General features: G+C 71.5%; 22 protein-coding genes. All 22 read right to left on the bottom strand.

The annotated features are described in order from the left end of the window. Window positions 1-26: 26 nt before the first annotated feature. Window positions 27-1,448, bottom strand: coding sequence for a DUF317 domain-containing protein (locus OHB49_RS11350; RefSeq protein WP_329159963.1), 1,422 nt, complete (start codon window positions 1,446-1,448; stop codon window positions 27-29). Between the two features lie 66 nt (window positions 1,449-1,514). Then, on the bottom strand, window positions 1,515-2,633 hold the full coding sequence (locus OHB49_RS11345) for a DnaB-like helicase N-terminal domain-containing protein (protein ID WP_329159961.1): 1,119 nt from the start codon (window positions 2,631-2,633) through the stop codon (window positions 1,515-1,517). Further along, window positions 2,633-3,895, bottom strand: a complete 1,263-nt coding sequence (locus OHB49_RS11340) for a DNA cytosine methyltransferase (RefSeq protein ID WP_329159959.1) — start codon at window positions 3,893-3,895, stop codon at window positions 2,633-2,635. The genes OHB49_RS11345 and OHB49_RS11340 overlap by 1 nt, the downstream gene beginning before the upstream one ends. Next, window positions 3,892-4,815: a hypothetical protein gene (locus OHB49_RS11335; RefSeq protein WP_329166446.1), complete on the bottom strand. Its 924-nt coding sequence runs from the start codon at window positions 4,813-4,815 to the stop codon at window positions 3,892-3,894. The genes OHB49_RS11340 and OHB49_RS11335 overlap by 4 nt, the downstream gene beginning before the upstream one ends. Before the next feature lie 34 nt (window positions 4,816-4,849). Continuing rightward, a complete protein-coding gene (locus OHB49_RS11330; RefSeq protein WP_329159957.1) occupies window positions 4,850-5,317 on the bottom strand; it encodes a hypothetical protein in 468 nt (155 codons plus the stop codon). Further along, window positions 5,310-6,344, bottom strand: coding sequence for a tryptophan synthase subunit alpha (gene trpA, locus OHB49_RS11325; RefSeq protein WP_329159955.1), 1,035 nt, complete (start codon window positions 6,342-6,344; stop codon window positions 5,310-5,312). Before trpA ends, OHB49_RS11330 begins: the two co-directional genes overlap by 8 nt. After that, the gene (locus OHB49_RS11320; protein WP_329159953.1) at window positions 6,341-8,134 is read right to left on the bottom strand and encodes a type IV secretory system conjugative DNA transfer family protein; all 1,794 of its coding nucleotides are present in this window, start codon (window positions 8,132-8,134) and stop codon (window positions 6,341-6,343) included. Before OHB49_RS11320 ends, trpA begins: the two co-directional genes overlap by 4 nt. 30 nt (window positions 8,135-8,164) lie before the next feature. Next, window positions 8,165-8,944, bottom strand: a complete 780-nt coding sequence (locus tag OHB49_RS11315) for a DUF317 domain-containing protein (RefSeq protein ID WP_329159951.1) — start codon at window positions 8,942-8,944, stop codon at window positions 8,165-8,167. Between the two features lie 2 nt (window positions 8,945-8,946). Further along, window positions 8,947-9,363, bottom strand: a complete 417-nt coding sequence (locus OHB49_RS11310; RefSeq protein WP_329159949.1) for a hypothetical protein — start codon at window positions 9,361-9,363, stop codon at window positions 8,947-8,949. 169 nt (window positions 9,364-9,532) lie between these two features. After that, window positions 9,533-10,354 carry a DUF317 domain-containing protein gene (locus OHB49_RS11305; RefSeq protein ID WP_329159947.1) on the bottom strand — a complete coding sequence of 274 codons (822 nt, stop codon included), beginning with the start codon at window positions 10,352-10,354 and terminating at the stop codon, window positions 9,533-9,535. Beyond that, window positions 10,345-10,701 (bottom strand): hypothetical protein, encoded by a 357-nt coding sequence (locus OHB49_RS11300; protein WP_329159945.1) that lies wholly within the window; start codon window positions 10,699-10,701, stop codon window positions 10,345-10,347. Before OHB49_RS11300 ends, OHB49_RS11305 begins: the two co-directional genes overlap by 10 nt. 26 nt (window positions 10,702-10,727) lie before the next feature. Continuing rightward, entirely contained in the window at window positions 10,728-11,531 is an 804-nt protein-coding gene (locus OHB49_RS11295) for a DUF317 domain-containing protein (protein ID WP_329159943.1), read from the bottom strand. Continuing rightward, window positions 11,528-11,911 carry a hypothetical protein gene (locus OHB49_RS11290; protein WP_329159941.1) on the bottom strand — a complete coding sequence of 128 codons (384 nt, stop codon included), beginning with the start codon at window positions 11,909-11,911 and terminating at the stop codon, window positions 11,528-11,530. The genes OHB49_RS11295 and OHB49_RS11290 overlap by 4 nt, the downstream gene beginning before the upstream one ends. Window positions 11,912-12,186: 275 nt before the next feature. Continuing rightward, complete coding sequence (locus tag OHB49_RS11285; protein ID WP_329159939.1) at window positions 12,187-12,594, bottom strand: hypothetical protein; 408 nt, start codon at window positions 12,592-12,594, stop codon at window positions 12,187-12,189. Window positions 12,595-12,679: 85 nt separating this feature from the next. Continuing rightward, window positions 12,680-13,438, bottom strand: a complete 759-nt coding sequence (locus OHB49_RS11280; RefSeq protein ID WP_329159937.1) for a hypothetical protein — start codon at window positions 13,436-13,438, stop codon at window positions 12,680-12,682. Between the two features lie 23 nt (window positions 13,439-13,461). Next, a complete protein-coding gene (locus OHB49_RS11275) occupies window positions 13,462-14,157 on the bottom strand; it encodes a hypothetical protein (RefSeq protein ID WP_329159935.1) in 696 nt (231 codons plus the stop codon). Window positions 14,158-14,170: 13 nt separating this feature from the next. Beyond that, window positions 14,171-15,016: a relaxase/mobilization nuclease gene (locus OHB49_RS11270; RefSeq protein WP_329159933.1), complete on the bottom strand. Its 846-nt coding sequence runs from the start codon at window positions 15,014-15,016 to the stop codon at window positions 14,171-14,173. Further along, window positions 15,013-15,438: a hypothetical protein gene (locus OHB49_RS11265; RefSeq protein WP_329159931.1), complete on the bottom strand. Its 426-nt coding sequence runs from the start codon at window positions 15,436-15,438 to the stop codon at window positions 15,013-15,015. The genes OHB49_RS11270 and OHB49_RS11265 overlap by 4 nt, the downstream gene beginning before the upstream one ends. A 105-nt stretch (window positions 15,439-15,543) precedes the next feature. Beyond that, window positions 15,544-16,041, bottom strand: coding sequence for a hypothetical protein (locus OHB49_RS11260; RefSeq protein ID WP_329159930.1), 498 nt, complete (start codon window positions 16,039-16,041; stop codon window positions 15,544-15,546). A 48-nt stretch (window positions 16,042-16,089) separates the two neighbouring features. After that, entirely contained in the window at window positions 16,090-17,358 is a 1,269-nt protein-coding gene (locus OHB49_RS11255; RefSeq protein ID WP_329159928.1) for an MFS transporter, read from the bottom strand. Window positions 17,359-17,376: 18 nt separating this feature from the next. Further along, complete coding sequence (locus OHB49_RS11250; protein WP_329159926.1) at window positions 17,377-18,567, bottom strand: hypothetical protein; 1,191 nt, start codon at window positions 18,565-18,567, stop codon at window positions 17,377-17,379. Continuing rightward, on the bottom strand, window positions 18,564-19,025 hold the full coding sequence (locus OHB49_RS11245; RefSeq protein WP_329159924.1) for a hypothetical protein: 462 nt from the start codon (window positions 19,023-19,025) through the stop codon (window positions 18,564-18,566). Before OHB49_RS11245 ends, OHB49_RS11250 begins: the two co-directional genes overlap by 4 nt. Between the last annotated feature and the right edge of the window lie 18 nt (window positions 19,026-19,043).

Below are 19,043 nucleotides of genomic sequence, written 5' to 3'. Positions count from 1 at the left end.
GGTCGATCTCCAATCGGTTGGAATCGTCAGAGGGTTCGGCCGCTCGTGTGGCCAGCCGTTGCCGGCCGCATAGCCGGTGGCGTGGTGCCGAGTCGCGCGTGAGGCTCGCGCGGTGCGGCATTGGTCTGGTGGGTGCCGGTTCCGTGGGCGAGGTTGTCGGCGAGGTCGGCCAGCAGCGAGCTGGGGGCGTAGGGGGATGCCGTGACGGTCCAGGTGGGGTGGTCGATGCTGAGGCCGGCCCAGATGGTCCAGGTGACGAGCGTGCTGCTCGGCTGCTGGGCGGCGAAGGCGTCGAACTGGATGCCGGCGTCCCCGGACAGGTTCGTCCAGCGGATCCAGCGTCCGTCGACGGTGTGCTTCCAGCCGGCGTCGGTGAGGGGCTCCGTGGCGGCGGTGACGGTCTTCTCGTCGACGAGGCTACCGATGGCGGTGTCCCACACGTCGCCTTCGGCGAGGTGGTGCAGCAGGGTCTGGAGCACGGGGGCGGGGGTGGTGCCGGTCGCGGTGAGGTGCCACATCCGGTCGGAGACGGGCGTCTCGTACGCGGCCACGGTCCAGGCAGTCTCGCGAGGGTGGGCTTCGTGGATGCGCTCGATGCGCAGGGTCTGGGATTCGTGGATGGCGTGGGTCGTCTCATCGGACCAGGTCCTCCATTTCTCCCAGTCGCCGTGTGCGTCGAGGAACGCGTCGAGGAGGGCGTCGTGGTCGCCGGCGTCAGCCGCGTACGCCGGGACGGTTTCCGGTACGGGGCGTGCGGGTTCAGGTTCGGGCGCGGGTAGGGCGCGCGGGGTGCGGGCTTCGGCGGCGGCGCGCTCGGCATCGGTCATGGGTGCCGGGCCGGGGCGCATGTCGGCACCGTGGAACTTCTCGAAGGCGACCAGAGCTTGGGCGGGCGAGTCGAAGACGTCGGCGACCTGCCGCAGGTGGTCCTCGCCGCGGAGGTAGACGCTCTTGCCGCTGCCGCTGCCGCTGCCGCTGCCGCTGCCGCTGCCGCTGCCGCTGCCGCTGCCGATGTAGGTGCCGACCGCGACGGTGGTGTGGCCGTCCTCGGCGTGGGCGTGGATGAGGAGCTGGCCGTTGCGGATGTCGTCGTAGATCTTCTGGGCCTCGCTGGAGACCTCGCGGATCTCGCTGCGGGTGCACCAGGGCATCGGGTAGTTGGCCCAGGTCCATTCCTTGTCCATGGCTTCCCGGAGCCGGGGAGTGATCTCGACGATGATCCCGTCAGCCGCCAGGTGCTGGGCTGCCTTCTCGGCCCAGTACGGCTCCTCGTGATCGATGCGGACCAGCACCAAGACGTTCTTGGCCACGACGGTCCAGTCGGCAGCCTCCAGACCCACGTGGGGGATGTGGGCCTGGGAGCCGGTCAGGACGGCGGTCACGGCGCTGGGATGAGTGGGGTGGATGTCGAGGCGGACGTGGGCGTCGACGGGGAGTGTGGTGGTCACGTTGGGGTGTCGTCTCTTCTGCCGGTGGCCGGGCCTTCGGGTCCGGCCACCGGCGTATGCGGGGTGCTATCTGGTTGCCCGCGCGGCGCGGGCGGTGTGGGCGGCCGTGGTGGTCGGCGGGCCGGCGCGGGTGGTGGGCGCCGGGCGCGGTCGCTGCGGCGGGACCGTTCCGGTTGCATGCTGCCAGCGGGTGCGGACGGCACCGATGTCGGCGAGGGATCGGCGGGCGCCGACGACGAGTTGGAACGGGGTGTTCGCCGGGTCGCCGGCGTACGCCTCGATGCGCCGGCCGGTGTGATCGGCGGTGGCCAGGAGTGAACGCTGCAGGGCCCGCTCGCCCCAGTGCTCCACAGAACCAGCCGGCTCGGCCAGCAGGCGAAGCACCTCGCCCGGTTCACTTCCGTCGTCCAGCAGACCGCGCTGCTGGGCCTCCCACAGAACGGTGACGGGGTCGACAGGCTCGTGGCGGCGGGCGAGAGCAGTAAGGCACTGCCACAGGCCGGAGTGCAGCGGCCGGTTGAAGTCCTCGGGAAGCAGCCACCGGACGGACTTGACGTCCGCAGGGTGGGCGGTGGCGGTCGCGAGCAGCAGCTGCTCCTCCTCGACGGCCTCGGTGTGGTCGGGCGCGATGGCCTGCGGCGATGCCGCGGTGCGGGGCAGGACACCGGCGCGCGGCGGGAAACGGCTCGCGATGTCGTCCACGACCGCGGCGAGCGCGTCGGCCTCGGCGAGCACCGTCTGGACGGGGTGCGGGAGGGAGGCATCGTGGACGGTCTGGACGAGGTGTTCCGCGGCGGCCTGCAGACGGCGGCGGGCGTGTTCGGCTTCGACCATCCGCGCGTAGGCCGGTGCGTGGCGGGGCCAGGGGCAGACCTGGATGAGGGTGTGCAGGTAGGAGGCGGTCAGTCCACGCGCCTGCTCGCGCCCCATGGCCAGCACGTGGTCAAGCCATTTGGTGTTCTTCGCGTGCTCGGCGGGGTTGGGCGGAGGCAGTGCGCTGATCGCGGCGAACAGGGCGGCATGTGCGGCGGTGGAGAACGAGTCGGCGGAGATGCCGGTCACGTCGCTGAGACGGTGTGGATCGAGGAGGAAGGCGCCGAGGAGGGCCTGCTCGACGTGGAACACCGGCTGCGGCGGTGCGATTGCGTCGAGATCGTCTTCGTCGGGTTCGGGGGTGTGGGGCATCAGGCGGCGAGAGTGAAGTCGTCGGGGTCGAGGGTGATCCCGAGGTGCGGGGCGAGGAGGTGGCCGGCGAGCAACGGGGGCACGGCGTTGCCGATCTGGCCAAAGACCTGGCCTTTGTTGCCTGCCCAGGGGTAGTCGGCGGGGAAGGTCTGCAGGAGGCTGGCCTCGCGGGCGGTGATCCGGATCGGCTCCGGAGCGTCCGTGTCCTCCGTATGCGCCGGGGCCGGTTCGGCGACCCAGGTGCACTCGTTCGCGCGGTGCCCGAAGAACAACGTGCCCGCCGGCTCTTCGATGGACCGGATGGTGGCGTTGGCCTGGTTGTTGCTGCGCAGAGACCAGGACCAGCGGTGGGCCTCGGCGGTGAACGTCAGCGCCGGGGCGGTAGCAGCGCGATTCTCACGGGTACCGTGCCGTGCCGCCCACCCAGCTCCTTCGCGGCGGGACTGCAGGACCACACCGTCCGGCCGCGGCATCCAGGTGCCGCGCTCACGGGCGTCTGACAGCGTCTTGCGGGAGCCCGAAGGGAACGGTTCGGGGCCGCCGCCGGGTCCGCCGCCGGCGCAGACGGTGGGGACGGGCCGGTCGGTTGCGCCCCATCCCAGGACCTCGGCCATGCTGACCCAGCGGGCGCGGCCTGGACCGAACAGCGAGTCGGGCTCGGCGACTTGGGAGTGCGTCGGCGTGGGAGGCTGTGCCGTACGGACCCGGGAGGCGAGGAGGATCGCCCGCCTTCGGGTCTGTGGAACGCCGAAGTCGGCGGCGTTGAGGATCCCGTACCAGACTGAGAATCCCCAGCCGCGTAGGACGGCCGCGTACTGCTTCCACAGCGGCAGGACGTCGGGCACCTCCTCCATGGCGACCCACTCGGGTTCGCCGACCGTGTTCAGGGCGTGGAGGTAGCGCATCGGCTCGGCCGCGAGCAGGGAGCGCTCGTCCCGGCAGGATGCGAGGAGGCGCTCGCGGGTGTCGCGTCCGGCGGCGAGGTCCTCGACCGCCGCGTGCACCAGGGGCTGGTCCACCAGGCCGAGCCGTTTGCCGGCCATGCTCCACGCCTGGCACGGCGGGGACGCGATCAGACCGCGCGTCCGGCCGATGAAGGGCCACGTCGGATACATCGCCACGTCGGTTCGTACCGTCAACTGCCCGGCGGCAGAACGGGTCCTGCACGCCCACTCGTCCCATTCCAGGCCGACGTCGCGCACCCCGAGGACACCCAGGGCCCTGCTCCAGCCGCCCGGCCCCGCGAAGAGGTCGAGTATCACGTGGCCAGCCCGAAGTCGTCCTGCGTCAGCGCGTCCGCATCCCCGCGGCATGCCCAGGGCGAGCAGCCGTCCACGACGCCGTTCTCCAACTGGTCGGCCTCGTCCGCGCCGATGCGCAGGGCGGCTCGTTCAGCGGCGGTGACGTGGTCGATCGGCGCTTGGCTCAGCGGGACACGGGAGCGGTGCAGGAACGCCTCGCCGAGCAGCCGACTGCCCGCAGCGTTGGCGCGGGCATTTCCTTGCCGGATGGCCGCGTCGAATTCGACGACGTCCGCCCACTCGGACGGGGATGAGTCCCTGATATGCCTCCACTGCGCATTCCCGTGGAACGGGCATCCGAGGCAACTCGATTTCGGTGTTTCGGCCAGCCCGAGTGAGGTCAAGTAGCGGATGCAGTCCGCCCTGCTCCAATTTAGATCCAGGAGGGGATGCCGATTGCGCATGTACTTCACGTCGGCGTCTTTGGCCCGGTGGAACTCCTCGGTGGAGATTCCCACCCACTGCTCGACGAACACCCCCTTGGGGATGCGTGAAGGATAGGGATGCCCGAGCAGTTCGCGGACCTTCTGCTTTATCGGCTTTACCCTATATTCGCCTGTGCGCTGCCTGCGGGTCATTCCAGGCCGCCCGTCCTTGTTCAGGATATGGAGGGGCATGGAGGCGAATCGGCGATCGGGGTTCAGGGCGTCGCTGCGAATGTTCCCGGACGATACTCGAAGAACTGGAACGCCAGCGGGCTTGGCTATCTCCTTTTCCAGGCGGTTCAGATGGGCGTAGACCGCTTCGGGTTCCCATCCGGTGTCGGCGAATATTGCGTAGTCGGCCTTCGGGAGGATTCCCTCGACTGACAGTGCGAGGAGGGTGCTGGATTGAACTCCCGCGCCAAGAGAAAGGGCGCGGAATCGGGGCTGATCTGAGATGGTCTGTCCTGGGGGTGGGGAAACGGGGGTGCCCTCAATACGGCTGGTGCGTCAGCGGGCTGGGCGGGATCAGCCGGTCGCGGTGTATGGCGTGGTAGAGGGCGGGGATGCGGTCGAGGAGGTCGGTGGCCGACTCGATGAACTGCCGGGATGAGGGGCCGATGAGGACGACTCGCCCTGACACGGCGTCGGCTCGGCGGCACCGGTTCTCCACGGCACGGGCGAGGGCTGCGGTCAGTTCGGCGCCCGCGTCCTGGGCCGTCTTGGCGATGTGCGTGACGCGGTCGAGGAGCAGCAGGTCCTCGGGCGTGGTGTGTGGCGTGTGCTGGGCGAGGTCGAGGAACAGCCCCAGGGCGGTCTGGGCGATGACTTGGGCGTCCGTGATCCGGGCGGCCAGCGTGCGGGCGTGGTCGCTGCCGCCGGCGCGCAGGGCGCGGTGCAGGGCAAGCGCGTCGGTGGTCAGGCGAGAGAGGGTCTCGGCCGGTGCGAGGAGGTCAGGCACGGCTCTCCGTGAGGCTGGTCAGGCGCAGGGCCCGGGCGAACGCGGCGGCCAGGACAGGGGCGTGGCCGGGGGCGGTGGCCAGGGCGCGGACGATGGGGGTGCCGATGACGACGGCGTCCACCAGCGGGGCGACGCGCGCTGCGAGGCCAGGGGCGGAGATCCCCACCCCGGAGACCACGGGCAGCGGGCTCGCGGCGCGAAGGCGCTGGGTGAAGCTGGAGAGGGCCGGGATGTCGAGCGGGCCCTGGTAGCCGGTGGGAGCGATGCTGGCGGGCGCGTAGAGCCACCCCGACGCCCCGGCAACCACGTTGGCGAGATCGGTGTCGGTGGTGTGACGTGGGACGAGGCGTGGGGTGCGAAGGCCCGCGCCCTGCGCGGCGGCCTGCCAGCGGGCCGCCTGGTGGCTGGGCAGGTCGACGACCATCACCCCGGTCGCACCGGCCTCGGCGAGCAGGCGGGCCAGGTGTGCGGGGCCGTGGCGGCTGACGGGTTCCCAGTAGGTCATGACGACGGTCGGCCGGAGGCTGGCGGCATGCTCGACCGCGCGGAGGGTGCGGTCGAGGATGCTGCCGCTTTGCAGTGCGCGGCGGTACGCGCTCTGGATGACGGGTCCGTCGAGGACAGCGGTGTGGTGTGCCAGTCCGATCTCGAACAGTGCGCACCCGGCGTGGGCGAGTGCGTCGAGGTGACGGCGTTCTGCGGTTGCCGTGTGCATGCCCGCAGGGACGAACACGCCCAGTGAGCAGGCGGGTTGGGTGAGGAGGGTGTGGAGGGGGTCGTCGGTGGTCAGGGTGGTGCCTTTCCCGGTGGTGGTCCTGTCGCCAGAGGTCAGCGCTGGCGTACGGCCGGTGGAGTCGGGGTGGTCGCGGGAGCAGTGGCGCTCCGGCGTTGAGTGGGTTGTGGCCCGGGCGTGGTGGCTGTGGTGGGTCTGCCCGGTGGGCGGCGGATGCTGGCGGTGCCAAGCGCGCACGAAGTCCTTCGCCTCACGTGAGCGGACCGGCACCAGGTGTAGCCGGACGTCGCTCACACGGCCTTCCCGAAGTCGGACCGCGTCGGCGCGTGCTTCGCCACGGCGCGGGCGGTGATCGCCTTCGACGCGCGGGCGGACGCTGCGGACAACTCCTCTGCTCCGGGCTCCAGGTACCACGGGCGCAGGTCGAGCATGGCGGCCCGCATGCCGGTGGCGAAGCAGAGCGCGGTGCCCTTGGGGAGGGCGCGGATCGCGTCGGCGGGCAGGATCCGCTCCTGCCGCATGCTGACCGACGTCGACTTGCCGGACTCCGAGTGCGAGGTGGACGTGGTCTCCACGTCGTGGTCGCCGATCAAACGGCTCAACTTGTCCGCGAAATCGGGATCGTCGATGCCGCTGCCGATTACCTTTACCGTCGAGGCAGACCACATGGCATCCATGCCGGCGTCCCCCCAAACCTTTTGACCCTGGCGGTAGGACTGCAAAATGGTGATGGGGATGATCCCGCGACTTCCGAGGTGCGAGTACAAATCCGGGAGGTCTGAAATCTTGCAAACATTCGCGGCCTCGTCGAGGATCGCGAGCATCGGCGGGTCAAGGCGTCCGCCTGCGCGTTCGGCCTGCGCGGTTGCGGCACGCATCACGGAGTCCGCGCAGGCGGCGATCAGCGCCGAGGCGCCGCCGCCGCCGTCCTTGCTGAGCAGGAAAAGCGTGTCAGTGGAGGTGACGAATTGCTCCGGTCGAAATTCCCGGACGTCCTTCTGCGGTGTCACCCACGCGGCGATTTCCGCATTCAGGAGCGCGGAGGCGTACTGTCTCGCCGTTTCGTAGATTCCATCGCGCGTTTCCGGCGGCCCCTCGACGGTGCCTTTGAGCTGAGCGGCGACGGCGGCGAAATCATGGTCGCGGAGGATATCGAGCGGAGTGCGGTCGGCGGGGAAGGCCAGCCACTGCATGATGTCGGTGATCGGCCGCTCGTCGAGCGCCGCGGCCAGCAGCAACTGGGACAGGATGTTGCTGCCGGCCTTCGACCAGAAGTCGCCCTGCTGGGAGGCATCCACCGAGGCTGCGAGGAAATGCCCGGCGAGCCGGTTCGCCCCGTCCAGGGTTCTCGCGCTGGCGAGAGGGTTCCACCACATCTCGCGTGCGGCATGGGCGATCTGCTGCGGGTCCATGGTCCACACCGCCCCCGCCTCCGCCCGGGCCTCGTAGGCAGTGGTGAAGGCGTCTCCCGCGGCCTTGTTCGAGGTCAGCAGGACCGGGCCGGGCGCGCTGAGCATGGAGGGGATGGCGAGCGAGGTCGTCTTGCCGGACCGGGGCGCCATGATCGCGACGGCGACGTCCTCGAACCCCATCCGTACCTCGTGGCGGCTGCCCTGCAGGTTGCCGAGGAGGATGCCGGTGTCCTTCGCGTCGATGCGCTTGCTGTCCTTCAGGCTTGGGCGCAAGGAGCGGGCTTTGTCGGTGATCGCCTTGGCCATTAGCGGCTCGATGTCCCGGGCCTTGGCCATGTCGGTGATCTTCTTCTTCCGGCCGCCGCTTCGGTTCTTGTGCCGGGCCCACAGGGCGCCCGCCCCCACACCGAGGGCGAGGAGTAGAACAACGGGGACGATGCGGGCACCGATCAGCAGGGACATTTCTCCCGCGTTGGGCCAGACCTGCTCGGGATGGAGCAGGGCTTCGGTCGGCTGGTAGGGAGCCCAGGCGGTGCCGGTGAGGTAGGCGGTGATGTTGCCGGACAGCCAGGCGAGGTGGGACAGGGGGACGACGACGGCGAGCACGCCGAGGAGGAGGCGCAGGACGAGGTCGTACCCGTCGGTGTTGCTGTTGGAGGAGGAAGGGGGCAAGGGCTACGTGCTTCCGGGCGGGGACGGGGGTCAGCGGCTGCGGTTGTTCTTGGCCGGCGGCTGTCGCGTCGGGATCGGGCTCGTCGGCGGGGCGGCGCGCCGGGCCGCCAGGGAGTGGACGCGTTCTTCCAGCGCACCGGCGACGTACACAGCGAGCACGTCCGTGGTCCTACGGGTGACGACGCTCGGGTCGTGGGTCGGGAGACTACGCCCGCTGTCGATGCGCGGCACGGGCTTCGGATCGGCGAGTGCAGCGGCGAACGCGGCGACCAGGCGGGCGGGAGTGTGCGCGTCGAAGCGGGCCTGCCACACCGGCCGGTCCAGACCGAGCGTGGCGGTGACGAACCAGGCGCCCGCTTCTTCCGCGCTGCCCAGTCGCTGGAGGTACGCGGTGCCGTCGGGTGACACGAGGCCGTTGTCCGCGGAGACGGGCGTCCAGCCGATCTGTTGGAGCGGCTCGTACGGATCGGAGGGCGCGCCCGCCGGCGGGGCCGGGTCGGTGAGGGCGTCGGTGACGGCCGCGATGAGTTCGACCGGCGTGCGGGCACCGAAGCTCGCGTACCAGGCGGCGTGGTCCGGCCCCGCCGCGTGGCTCAACGTCCACCACTGTCCATCGGGGTCGGGCTCCAGGCGCAGGAGGGCCTTCTGGTCGGGGCTGGAGAGCATGACGCGCGGCATCAGGGGGTCGTCGCCGTAGCTCCAGCCGCAGCCACGGTGGAGGGGGACGGTGATCCAGGCGGGGTCACCGCCGCCCGCGAGGTGGCGCGGGGCGATGAAGTCGACCTCGACGGTCTCGGGAGTCGGGGACATGCTCACTTTCGTGCCGCAGATCGCTGGACGCGTGCGGGGGCCGGCATAGGGGCCAGAGGCGAACGGGCCTTGCGAGCAGCGGAGTTGATCTCCCGGAGCGCCTTGCCGTGGGTGGCCCAGTCGTCGAGGTAGCTCCACGATTCGGCGTGATGCTCGGCGAGGGCGTCGTCGAAGTCGGCGGTGCCGGGCTTGGCGGTGGCGGGGAGAGCGTCTCGGGTCTCCAGCCACTGCTCGTGCAGTTCGTCGAGCCGGTCGAGGGCGGCGTGCAGAACGCCCAACTGGTAGACCCAGCGGCTCTGCACCGTGTACTCCGGCAGCTGCGCCAGCTGTGTCTCGGCGGTGGCCAGCAGGTGACGGGCGCCGTAGCGGAGCGGCTCGAACGCCGTGAGGGTGTCGGCGTCGCGCTGGCTCGCGCGCATGCCGTAGGCGTGGTCGTCGTAGGGCCAGCCGTCGAGGTCGGTGTGCTCCTCGGAGTAGGCGTCCCAGCCGTTGAGGATCTTCTTGCTGTCGCTCAGATAGTCGTCGAGGTGACGGAGGAAGTCGCGGTGTGCGTGGTGGTCGGTGGAGATGAGGTGGAGTCCTGTCGGTTCAGCGGCGAGCGGCCGGCTGCGTGGTGCCGGCGTTCGCCGGGGTCGTCGCGGGTTTCGTCTGCTGCCGGAGGGCGGAGCGTGCGTGCGCGCGGAGGGACTTGAGGCGCGTGGCGTGGGCGTCGACCACCTGCTGTGGGCGCAGTGGGCTGGGCTCCTGCACAGCGCTGTAGTGGCCGGTGCGGTCGTACATGCCGCGCTGGAGGGGGCTATGGTCGGCCAGTGCGGTGAGGAACGATCCGACCAGGTGGGCGGGGGTGTGCTCGTCGAAGTAGGCGTGCCAGATGCGCGGGCCGTGGAATTCTCCGTGGCCGGGCTCACGGGTCTCGACGTGCCAGGACGGCCGGCCGCGGAATTCGCTCAGCGGGCGCAGTTCGATGTGACACATGGAGTCTGGCGAGCGCGCTGTGCCGTCTGAAGCGCGGTGCCACCCCGCCGAGGTCACCGGCTGCCACGGGTCCGGCAGCTGTGGCGGCGGGACGACGAGGGCGTCGGTGAAGCCGGCGAGGACCTCGGCGGGCACGAGTTCGCCGAACTCGGCGTACCAGCCGGGCTCGGTGTCGGTGGGCTCCGCCCGCAGCCGCCACCACGCGGAGGTGGCGGACTGCGGGTCGAACTGGAGGCGGTGGCGAATGTCTGGGCTGCGCAAGACGATCTCGGCACTCAGGGGGTCGGAGACGGGGCTCCATCCGGCGGCGGACAGACCGTGGGTGACGTGGCGGGCGTCTCCGGGGCCGGCGAGGTGGCGGGGGCTGGTGTCGAACGGGATGCGCCAGGCGTGCTTGTCGGCGAACGCGGCGAGCTGCCGTTCGCTCAGCGGCACCGGCAGCACCCCGGCTCGCTCGTGCCGGCGCTGCCGTACAGGCCGCGGAGGTCGTCCAGGACGTAGTGGAGGGTGTGCTGGTCGGTCTGCTCCCACGCGGCCGTGCGCAACTCGGTGATCAGAAGGTCGACCTGCGCGGTGCGCGGGACGTCCGGGTGCTCCTGCAGGGCACGGGCGAGGGCGCGCAGCGTGTCGGCGAGTTGGACGGGCAGGCCCGTGTACTCGTCGAGGAGAGGCTCGACGAGTGCGAGGGCCTGCACGGGGTCGGGGTTCTCGCGCAGGTAGTCGGTGAGGTCCGACAGCGTTTCGGTCAGTGTGTGGATGGTGTCCGGGGTGAGTGCGGGCATCGGGCTCCTTGGGACGGGGCGGCGGGTCAGCGGCGGGTCCGGGCGCCGCCGGCCGGGGTGTAGGGACGGGCGCTGGTGCGCGGCCGGGTACTTCGGGCGCTGTTGCGGGCCCAGGTGGCGGCGCGGGCGGCCGTGATCCGGGCCTGCTGCCACGCACTGAGCTGGGAGGGCTTGACGGAGACCGACCAGGTACGGATCTGCGCGCTGTGCGGAACGCGTCCGCGCGGGCGCATCACGGGATCGGGGCCGGCGAGTTCGGTCGAGAAGGCTTGCACCAGGTGCATCGGCGTGTTCGGCGTGAAGTTGGCCGTCCAGCCGTTGCCCTGCTTGTCCTTCGCTCCGGTCCACCACATCGCCATGCCGTCGGCGCCCTGGTGGTACTGCATCCACGCGGTGCCGTCGGGGCTGGTCGCCATGTAGTGCTCGCCCTCGAAACGCGTGTGCCAGTTCTGCTCCTGCAACGGCGCCCAGACGTTGGGAGCGTGGGCGGAGCGAGGACGGGTGAGGGCGTCGGTCAGACCGGCGACGATCTCCACCGGGGTCTGCCGGCCCAGGTGCGCCGACCACTCGCCGCTGGGGCCGTCCGCTCTGCCGTGGATGGTCCACCCGCCGGGAAGGACGTAGGGGTCGTAGGCGACACGGACGGTGCGGTCCGGGCTCTCCATGAACAAAGGGCCGCCCGACTTGGACTTGTCCCGCCATCCCGAGGCGCGCAGGAACTCCGAGACGTGCCGGACGTCGCCGCCGCCGGCCAGGGCACGGGGCTGGACGAGGTAGTGCTGCTCGGCCTGCTCGCCTGGCCCCCAGCCCTGCCACTGCTTCTTCTTCACCGGCGCCGCCGGACGACGAGCGGTGCGGGTACCGGGGGCTTCGCCGCAGTGGTGGCGGGCTGGGTGCCGACGTGCTGCAGGGTGTCCTTGTGTTCGTCCAGGTCGAGGGTGATGTCGTGCAGTTCGTTCGAGGCGCGGCCCAGCGCGAGCCACACCTCTGCGGGGAGGACGCCTCGCTCTGCCTGGTCCTTGGCGAGCACGCTGCCGGTGGCGACGAGGTGGGTGATGCCGCCGAGGACTCCGGCGTCCGCGTCGAGGACGCGGGCGATGACCTGCGCGGCCTGGGGCGGGGGGAGCTGCGAGAGGTGGTCGGCGAGCTGGCCGAGCTGGCGGGTGATCTCGCCGGCCAGTCGCACCGGGTAGGGGGTGGGGTGGGACATGCTCCTCCGGGTCGGTGGACGGTCAGTGGTGGTGACGGTTGCCGACGCGCTGCGTCTCGGCGAGGACGGCCTCCGGGCGGGCGCCGGCCAGCGGGGAGGCGCGGTCGGGGCCGGTCGGGATGCAGGCGCGCAGGTAGCGGCGGAACAGAGCTGTCGCGAGTCGGGGTTTGAGCCGGTTGCTGATCGGTGGGGGTGTGCGGGGTGCTACGGGTTTCTCCGGGGATCGAGCGGTGCGATGGGCGGCCCCGGCGCGGTGCCGGGGCCGCCCGGGCGTCTTACGGGGCGCGGCGGGCCGGTGCGGGGCGCGAGGGGGAACGGGCCGGTGCCGGATGCTGCCCGGCAGGCCGGGCCGCACGGGTGCGCATGTCGCGCACGGCCTGCCGGTAGGTGGCCTCGTCGAAGACGTCGGGCGTGCAGTTGACCTCGTTACCGGCCACGAGCAGCGCGGGGATGGCGCGGGTCGCCAGGCGCTTCTGCTCGTCGGCATTGAGGTGTTCGGGCACGGTGTGCCAGATGTAGAGCGGCCCGCCCGTGGGGTATTCGTGGCGTTCCAGGCCGAGCTGTTCCAGCAAGTCGTGGAGGTGTGCGGGGGCGCCGGTCGGGGTGTCGGCGTGGATGGTCGTCGTCAGGGCCTTGATGTAGATCTCGACGTCCGTGCCGTACTCGTCGGCCAAATTGGCCATGGGCCTCTCTTCGGGGTCAACGGTGTTGGGGGCCTTGGCGATGGTGTGACGCACTCCAGCACCCAGATGTCGGGCTCCGTCTGCTTCATCGAGCCCTGGTGCCCGGCGTGCGGGTGCCGGCCGGGGCCGGCGGCATGGAAGCTGGGGTGGAGGTGGGTGCGGTCCGGCCTGCGGGGTGCTGCAGGGCGGTGCCGATGCCGAGCCGGTCGAGCCGCGGGCCGATCTCGCGCAGGGCGCGCGCCTGCGCCTTGGTGTCGTCGCCGTTGAGGCGGTAGATGCCGCTCTGCGGGTCCTGGACGAAGCCGTTGGCCACGAGGACGGCGCCGGCGCGGTCGTCGACGGGGGCGGTGGCGACGCTGCCGTCCGGCTGCCAGGTCAGGACGACCCGGTCCGGCTGGGAGGGCTGGATGCCGCCCAGGGCGTTGTGCCGGGCCTGGGCGAGGGCGCTGTCGTAGCGGGCGAGCAGGTCGCTGGCGACCTGCTCGGCGCTCAGGAACGGGTCGTCCGCCAGGGCGATGCCGTTGGGCTCGGGGACGGCGCGGTACGCCTCGTCGGGCAGGGCGCGGGGGGCGACGGCGGCGATGAGGAATCCGTCGCGCTCGTCATGCCGGTGAAGGACGACGAGCTGGGCGCCGTCCGGGCGGCTCAGGACGGCGGCGTGCTGGAGCGGGTGCTCGGCGAGGGAGGCGGCGACCAGGTCCAGATCCCAGATGCGGTCGGAGAGTTCGGCGAGATCGTCCTTGGCGTCGGCCGGCAGGTGGGAGCTGGACCAGCTGTCGGGGAGTTTGCCGGCGAGGACGTCGGCGTACGAGGCAAGGCGCTCGGAGGTGTCGTGGTCGTGCATGGTGTCCTTGGGCGAGGTGGGAGTCAGCGACGCAGTCCGGCGGCCACCGGGGGCGGCGGAGCCGGGAGCGTGCGCGGCGAGGGCGGGCAGGCGCACACGGCGGAGCGCTCGCGTTCGGTGGCGGGGACCTCCCCGCTGCAGGTGCTGCGGCCGGGGTGGGGGGCGTGCCGGTCGGCGAGCGTGTTGCGGGTGTCGGCGAGGTCGGTGCGGATGACGCGAAGGTGCTCGTCGGCGAGGTAGCGCAACCGCCGTGCGATGTAAGGGTCGGCCGCCTGGCCGAGCCCGTCGTGGAAGTCGGCGGTGGCGGTGAGCACTTCGTCCAGCGCGGCGAGGATGCCGTCGTGGGCGGCAGTCAGCTCGATCAGGGCGTCGGCCGCCTCATCCGTGGTGGTGGCCTCGCGGATCCGCTCGGCGATATGGGCGACGGAGGAGCCCAGCGGCAGGTGACTGGCCGGACGGGAGCCAGTGTCGAAGTCCTCTTCGCAGTCGACGTGATACCCGGCGACCCGGAGGCGGGCGACTGCGTCGGTGGCGAGACGGGACTCGTCTTCCTCGGTGAGGCCGGTGGGGGCGCGGTGGTAGGTCTCGTGGACGCGGACGACAGCGATGAAACCCGCGCGCTGCAGGACGCTGTGCGCCTCGGAGTCCCCGCCGCGGGCGAGGAGTTCCTCGGAGTGCGGATCGCGGCGGATGTCCAGGAAGCGGTCGGTACGGGGCAACGAGACGTTTCTCCTACGGCGATCGGTGGGCGGTGTGCCGGGTGGCGGGCGGTACGGCGGCGACCCGGGGCTGGACCAGGCGCGCGGCGGTGCTGTCCAGGTCCTGCTGGATGGCGTGGAGGCGGCGGGCGATCAGCTCCAGGCGGTGCGCCGCATCGGTGCTGGCGGCTCCCGGTTGACGGGCGATCCGGTGCGCGGTGTGCTCGACGAGTCCGCGGACCGTGGCCAGCGGGCCGGCCTGCTCGTCGGCGAGCTGCGTAAGGAGGCTCGCGAGCTGGGCCGATGCCGTGGGTGCCGTGCGGATGGCGGGTCGCGCCGTGGTGCCGGTGCGGACGGGGATCAGGTGGAGGTCCTGCTCGATGCGGCGTGCCTCGTCCGACAGGCGCCGCAGGATGTCCGTGGGCGGGGCGTGCCACGCGCCGTCGAGGTGGATCAGGTTGGCGATCAAATCGAGGCGTCCGGACTGGGCCTGAACGGCGATCCACCGGCAGCCGTGCTCCTTGCCGGGAATCTCGATGCCGGCGGCCCGGGCGAGCCGGTGGGCGGATTCGGCCCACTCGGGGCCGGTCAGCTCCCGGTCGTCCGGGTGAAGCCGGACGTCGAGGTGGAGGATCGCCCGCCGGTCATCATCCGGGCTGGCTGCGAACGGATGCTCCAGATAGGGGTCTTCGAGGTGCTCGGCCCATTCGACGGCGGTCCAGTTCTTCTGCTCGTCGTCCAGGGTGAAGTAATCCAGGCCCGGCCAGTGGGCGACGACCGTGTACTCCGTCAGGCCCTCGTTCGGCGAGACCGGCCGCCCCAGCGCTTCGGCGAGCGGGTCGTGCGCGGTGTGGGTCCGCTCCTGGAGGCGGGGAATCATCGGCCGCCCCGGATGTCGGCTATGTGCACGAGTTGGTTGAGGGCGGTGGTGGTGTACCAGCCGCAGTCGATCAGCTCGTTGCGACCGGCGTACCGCGGCAGGAGTGCGTCCTCCATGGCGCGCAGGTAGATCAGGCAGTCCGGGCAGCGGCGCGAGAGGTGCACGAGGTAGCGGGGATGGCCGGTGACGTAGGACTGGGCTCCGCCGGTCGCATCCCGCAGCCGCCATCCGTCCTCGTCGGTCGGGGTGTGCCAGGACGGGGCGACGACGCGCATCGCGTCTCCCCACAGTTCACCGCTAGCCACCCCCTTGAGGACGACGACAGTGTCACCGGCCTGGAAGTGCTGGTGCGTGATGTCCCGGTCGGGGGTGAGCGGGTCCGGTGTCGGCGCGAAGGCCGAGGTGGGCGGGGGCTGGGACATGCGGTTCGGTTCCTTCCACGCAATCGGTGGCGGGGTGGGAGGAACAATGGTCCGGAGGAACGCCGGTTTGGCTAACCGGCGTTTCCCGGCTATGTTCCGCCGCGATCAGCGGAACGGGTTCTCCGTCCCGCGGTCCGCCTCGGTGGCTGCGTCGAGGAGTTCGAGCAGGTCAGTGCCCTCTGTGTCGCGCTGGTCGATCCACCACCCGGCGCGGGTGATGGCGCGGGCCTTCTCTTCCAGCTCCGCCCAGTCCGCCTCGTCCCAGGCCCCCTCCACGACCAGCGCGGTGTGCGCGGCCGTCATCAGCTGGTGGCGGGAGCGCTCGCCCCAGTCCAGGGCCTTGGCCGGGCCTTCCAACTGCGGCATGTCGAACTGCTTCGCCCACGCGACGGCCGCCTCCTGTTCGGCGGCGCGCTTGGCCGCGAGCCACTCCTCCTTGGACTCGGTATCGGCGTCGCGTGCCGCCTTCCAGCAGTCGGTGCAGTCCCGGCCTGCGAGCCAGCGGGCGAATCCGGCCCGCTTGTCGGCAGGACGGTTGGACAGGTCATGAACCACCTGGTGGGAGCAGGCGTGCTCTACGGTCCACTGCGTACGGACGGCCATAAATGGATCTCCTCAAAAGGGTTGGAAAGTAGGGGGGTTGCGCCCTGATCAGGGCGTCTTGTGCCGGCATCGGAGCGGGCGGCGATGCCGGCCACGCTGCATGTGTCCGGTGGGGCCGAGACGTCGGCGCGCGGCGAGAAGGACGGTGAGAGCGAAGGCCGCGCCGGCGGCGGGGAGCGCAGCGCTGGCGAGAGGCTGCTCGGCGAGGCGTCCGGCGAGGGCGGTGCCGGCGGACTGCCCGGCGCCGATCGCGAGGATCAGCCACGCGTACGCCTCGCTGGTACGGCCCGCCGGAGTGAGGGCGTCGGTGGTGATGTAGGCGCAGGCGACGACGATGGTTAGGAACGCACCGGGCACGGTGACCGCGGCGATGGCCGCATACGGGCCCGGAAGGGCAAGGAGCGGGAGCCACCCGGCCAGGAACGCGGCTGCGGCGATGATCAGGCGCCTGGTGGTGGTGCCCGACCAGGTGCGGCTTCCGTAGATGAGGCCGCCGAGGAAGCTGCCGGTGGAGAACGCGGCAGGGATGATGCCCGAGAGCATGTCCTGGTGGTGGTGCTCGGCCATGGCGATGGACCACACGTTCATGGCTCCGATCGCGAACCCGATGCCGGTGAGGGAGACGAACAGCAGCAACACGGCGGGAGAGGCCAACTGCTGTGAATGGGCAGCGTCCTGGCCCTCGAACCGTTCGGGCCGCCAGCGCCGCGATGGCGGCGCGAGGGCGACCGCGGCGGTGCCGGCCAGGCCGAGGGCGGCGGTGACGGCGAGCGCGATGGCGGGGTTGTACGCGGAGGCGAGCGCGGCCACGAGCAGGGGGCCGACGATGTACAGCAGGCCCTGCGTGCCGGTGTCGAGCGCGAGCGCGGCGTGCCGCAGCCGGGGGTCGGGCAACACGCTCGGCCACAGCGCCCGCAGCCCGGCCTCCAGCGGAGGCGTGGTCAGACCGCCGGCGACGACGATGGCCGTGGCGAGGCCCGGTCCGCCGTACGGTCCGGACAGTGGCAGGGCCACCAGGAGGGCCGAGTTGAGTAGGGCGGCCGGAAGGTGCACCGCGCTCTGGCCGTGGCGGTCCATGAGGCGTCCCTTGACCGGCTGGGCCAGCGCGGACGACAGCCCGTACAGGGCGCTGAGCAGCCCGCCGAAGGCGATACTGCTGCCGCTCGCGGTGGCCCATAGCAGGATGGCGACGGGCGCCATGCCATTGGGGAGTCGGCCGGTGAGGGTGCCGCCGAGGAGGCGGGCGACGTACGGGCTGCCCAGCACCGCGCCGTAGGTGATGCGCGGTGCCGGGGCCGGGGGTGCGGTCAGGGACAACGGGTGCTTTCTCGGTGCTTAGCGGTGGCGGGCGGGCGTGCTGGCGCGGGGCGGCGGTGTGGGTGGTGTGGTGTCCACGGCAGGGCGCTGGCGGACGCGCAGCACGGGGGTGCGGTGCGGCGGCAGGACGGCGACGGTCGCGCCAAGGTCCTCGGCCGCTTCTTCGACTTCGCGGGTGAGGAACTCAATCTGCCGGCCGAGCGCCGAGAGGCGGGCGGCGATCTGGCGGCCCTGCACGGTCTCCAGCGCGCTGGCGAACTGGCTGCTCGTTTCCAGGAGTTCTTGGAGACGGACCATCGGCCCTGCGTCGTATCCGCGCTGGGTTGCACTGAGGAGCGCGTTGGACGCGTCACCGGCGTGCTGGGCCTCGACGACGTCGCGGGTGAGTTCCTGCAGCGAGATCTCGGGGGCGGGCTCGGACCGGTTGAACCCCGAGACATCGGCGCGCAGAACGCCGGGCGGGACCGGGGCGGGTAGTGACTGCCCTGCCTCGTATTCGTGGGCGTAGTGCCCGATCACCTGCCAGCCCGGTGCGTCTGGGTCTCCTCGCAGCGCGACCAGCGTCGAGTCGTCGTCTTCGACCAGGTGGGCGAGGGTGATCGGCTGCCCGCCGGCGGCGTACCACGACTCGGTCAGCTCCAGCTCGCCTCGCCTCTGCGCAGCCTGAGCTCGCTCGGTCCACATCCGCTGTTCCTCTTCGGTCAGCGGAGCCTTGTGGTGCTGGCCATCGCTCTGGTCGGCGAGGTTGCTGGCGATGAAGCTGTGATCCGCCCATGCGGTGAGGTGCGGCCACAGGGCCGAGTGCTGCGCGCGTTCGGCCTGGGAGCCGGGGGCGGCCGGCCGGTCGAGGGCCGGGCGGATCTCGGTGGCGGAGGCGGCCAGGCCGTCCAGCACGGCCCGCCACCCGGCCAGGTGCCGGGCAGGCGGCAGCTCGTCGAGCGCACGGCGGGCGGCATCGAGCAGAGCGTCGGCGTGCGGGGCGAGGTGCGTGGTGTACGCCTCCACCGCAGCCTTGTCGCGCTGGGCTCGAGCCGCTGCCGCGGCGCTTGCGTGGACGATGCGGCCGTAGCGGTCGCGTGTCATGTCGAGCGCGGTCTCGGTCTCGCGGTCGATGACCGCCATCCGCAGCCGGAAATCGCGTGCAGCGTTGGGGAGTTCGGGTGCCACCGGCAGAGGGCCGTCGGGGTCCGGGTTGCTTGCGGGCGTCATCGGGACCGCCCGCCGCCCGAGGCCGTCAGGTGGACGGTCGGTGCGTAGGTGGGCTTCGGTGGGATCGGCCGGGCCGACGGCAGGGAGGTGGTGGGCGGTGTGGCGCGACGCTGAGTCGTTCGGCCGGCGGCGGCCTCGGCGAGACGGCTGCGGCGCTCCCGGAGTCCGTTCGCCCGGACCGGGCGTGGTGGGCTGGCGGAATTAGCCGGGTCGAGGCGAATGTCGGCCTGCACAGTGAAGCCCTGGCGGCGAAGATCGTGGACGGCCTGACGGGTCCGGCGGGGACCGTCCCGCTCGGGCTCGCTGAGCCGGTACAGCCCGGGTTGATCGGGGACGGGCTCGAACTGCTCGCGCTCCAGGTACCAGTGGGCGAGGTGCGCGGGCAGGGAGGAGGTGAAGGAGGCGACGAAGCCGTGTTCCTCGTGGTCGCCGAAGGCGAAGTGGGTGCCGGGTTGCAAGGGGGCGAGGTTCTCCTC

This window comes from Streptomyces sp. NBC_01717 (assembly GCF_036248255.1).
In the GTDB taxonomy this organism is placed as follows: domain Bacteria; phylum Actinomycetota; class Actinomycetes; order Streptomycetales; family Streptomycetaceae; genus Streptomyces.
Note: the sequence above shows the minus strand (reverse complement) of the source record. Positions and strands in the feature narration are given on the sequence as shown.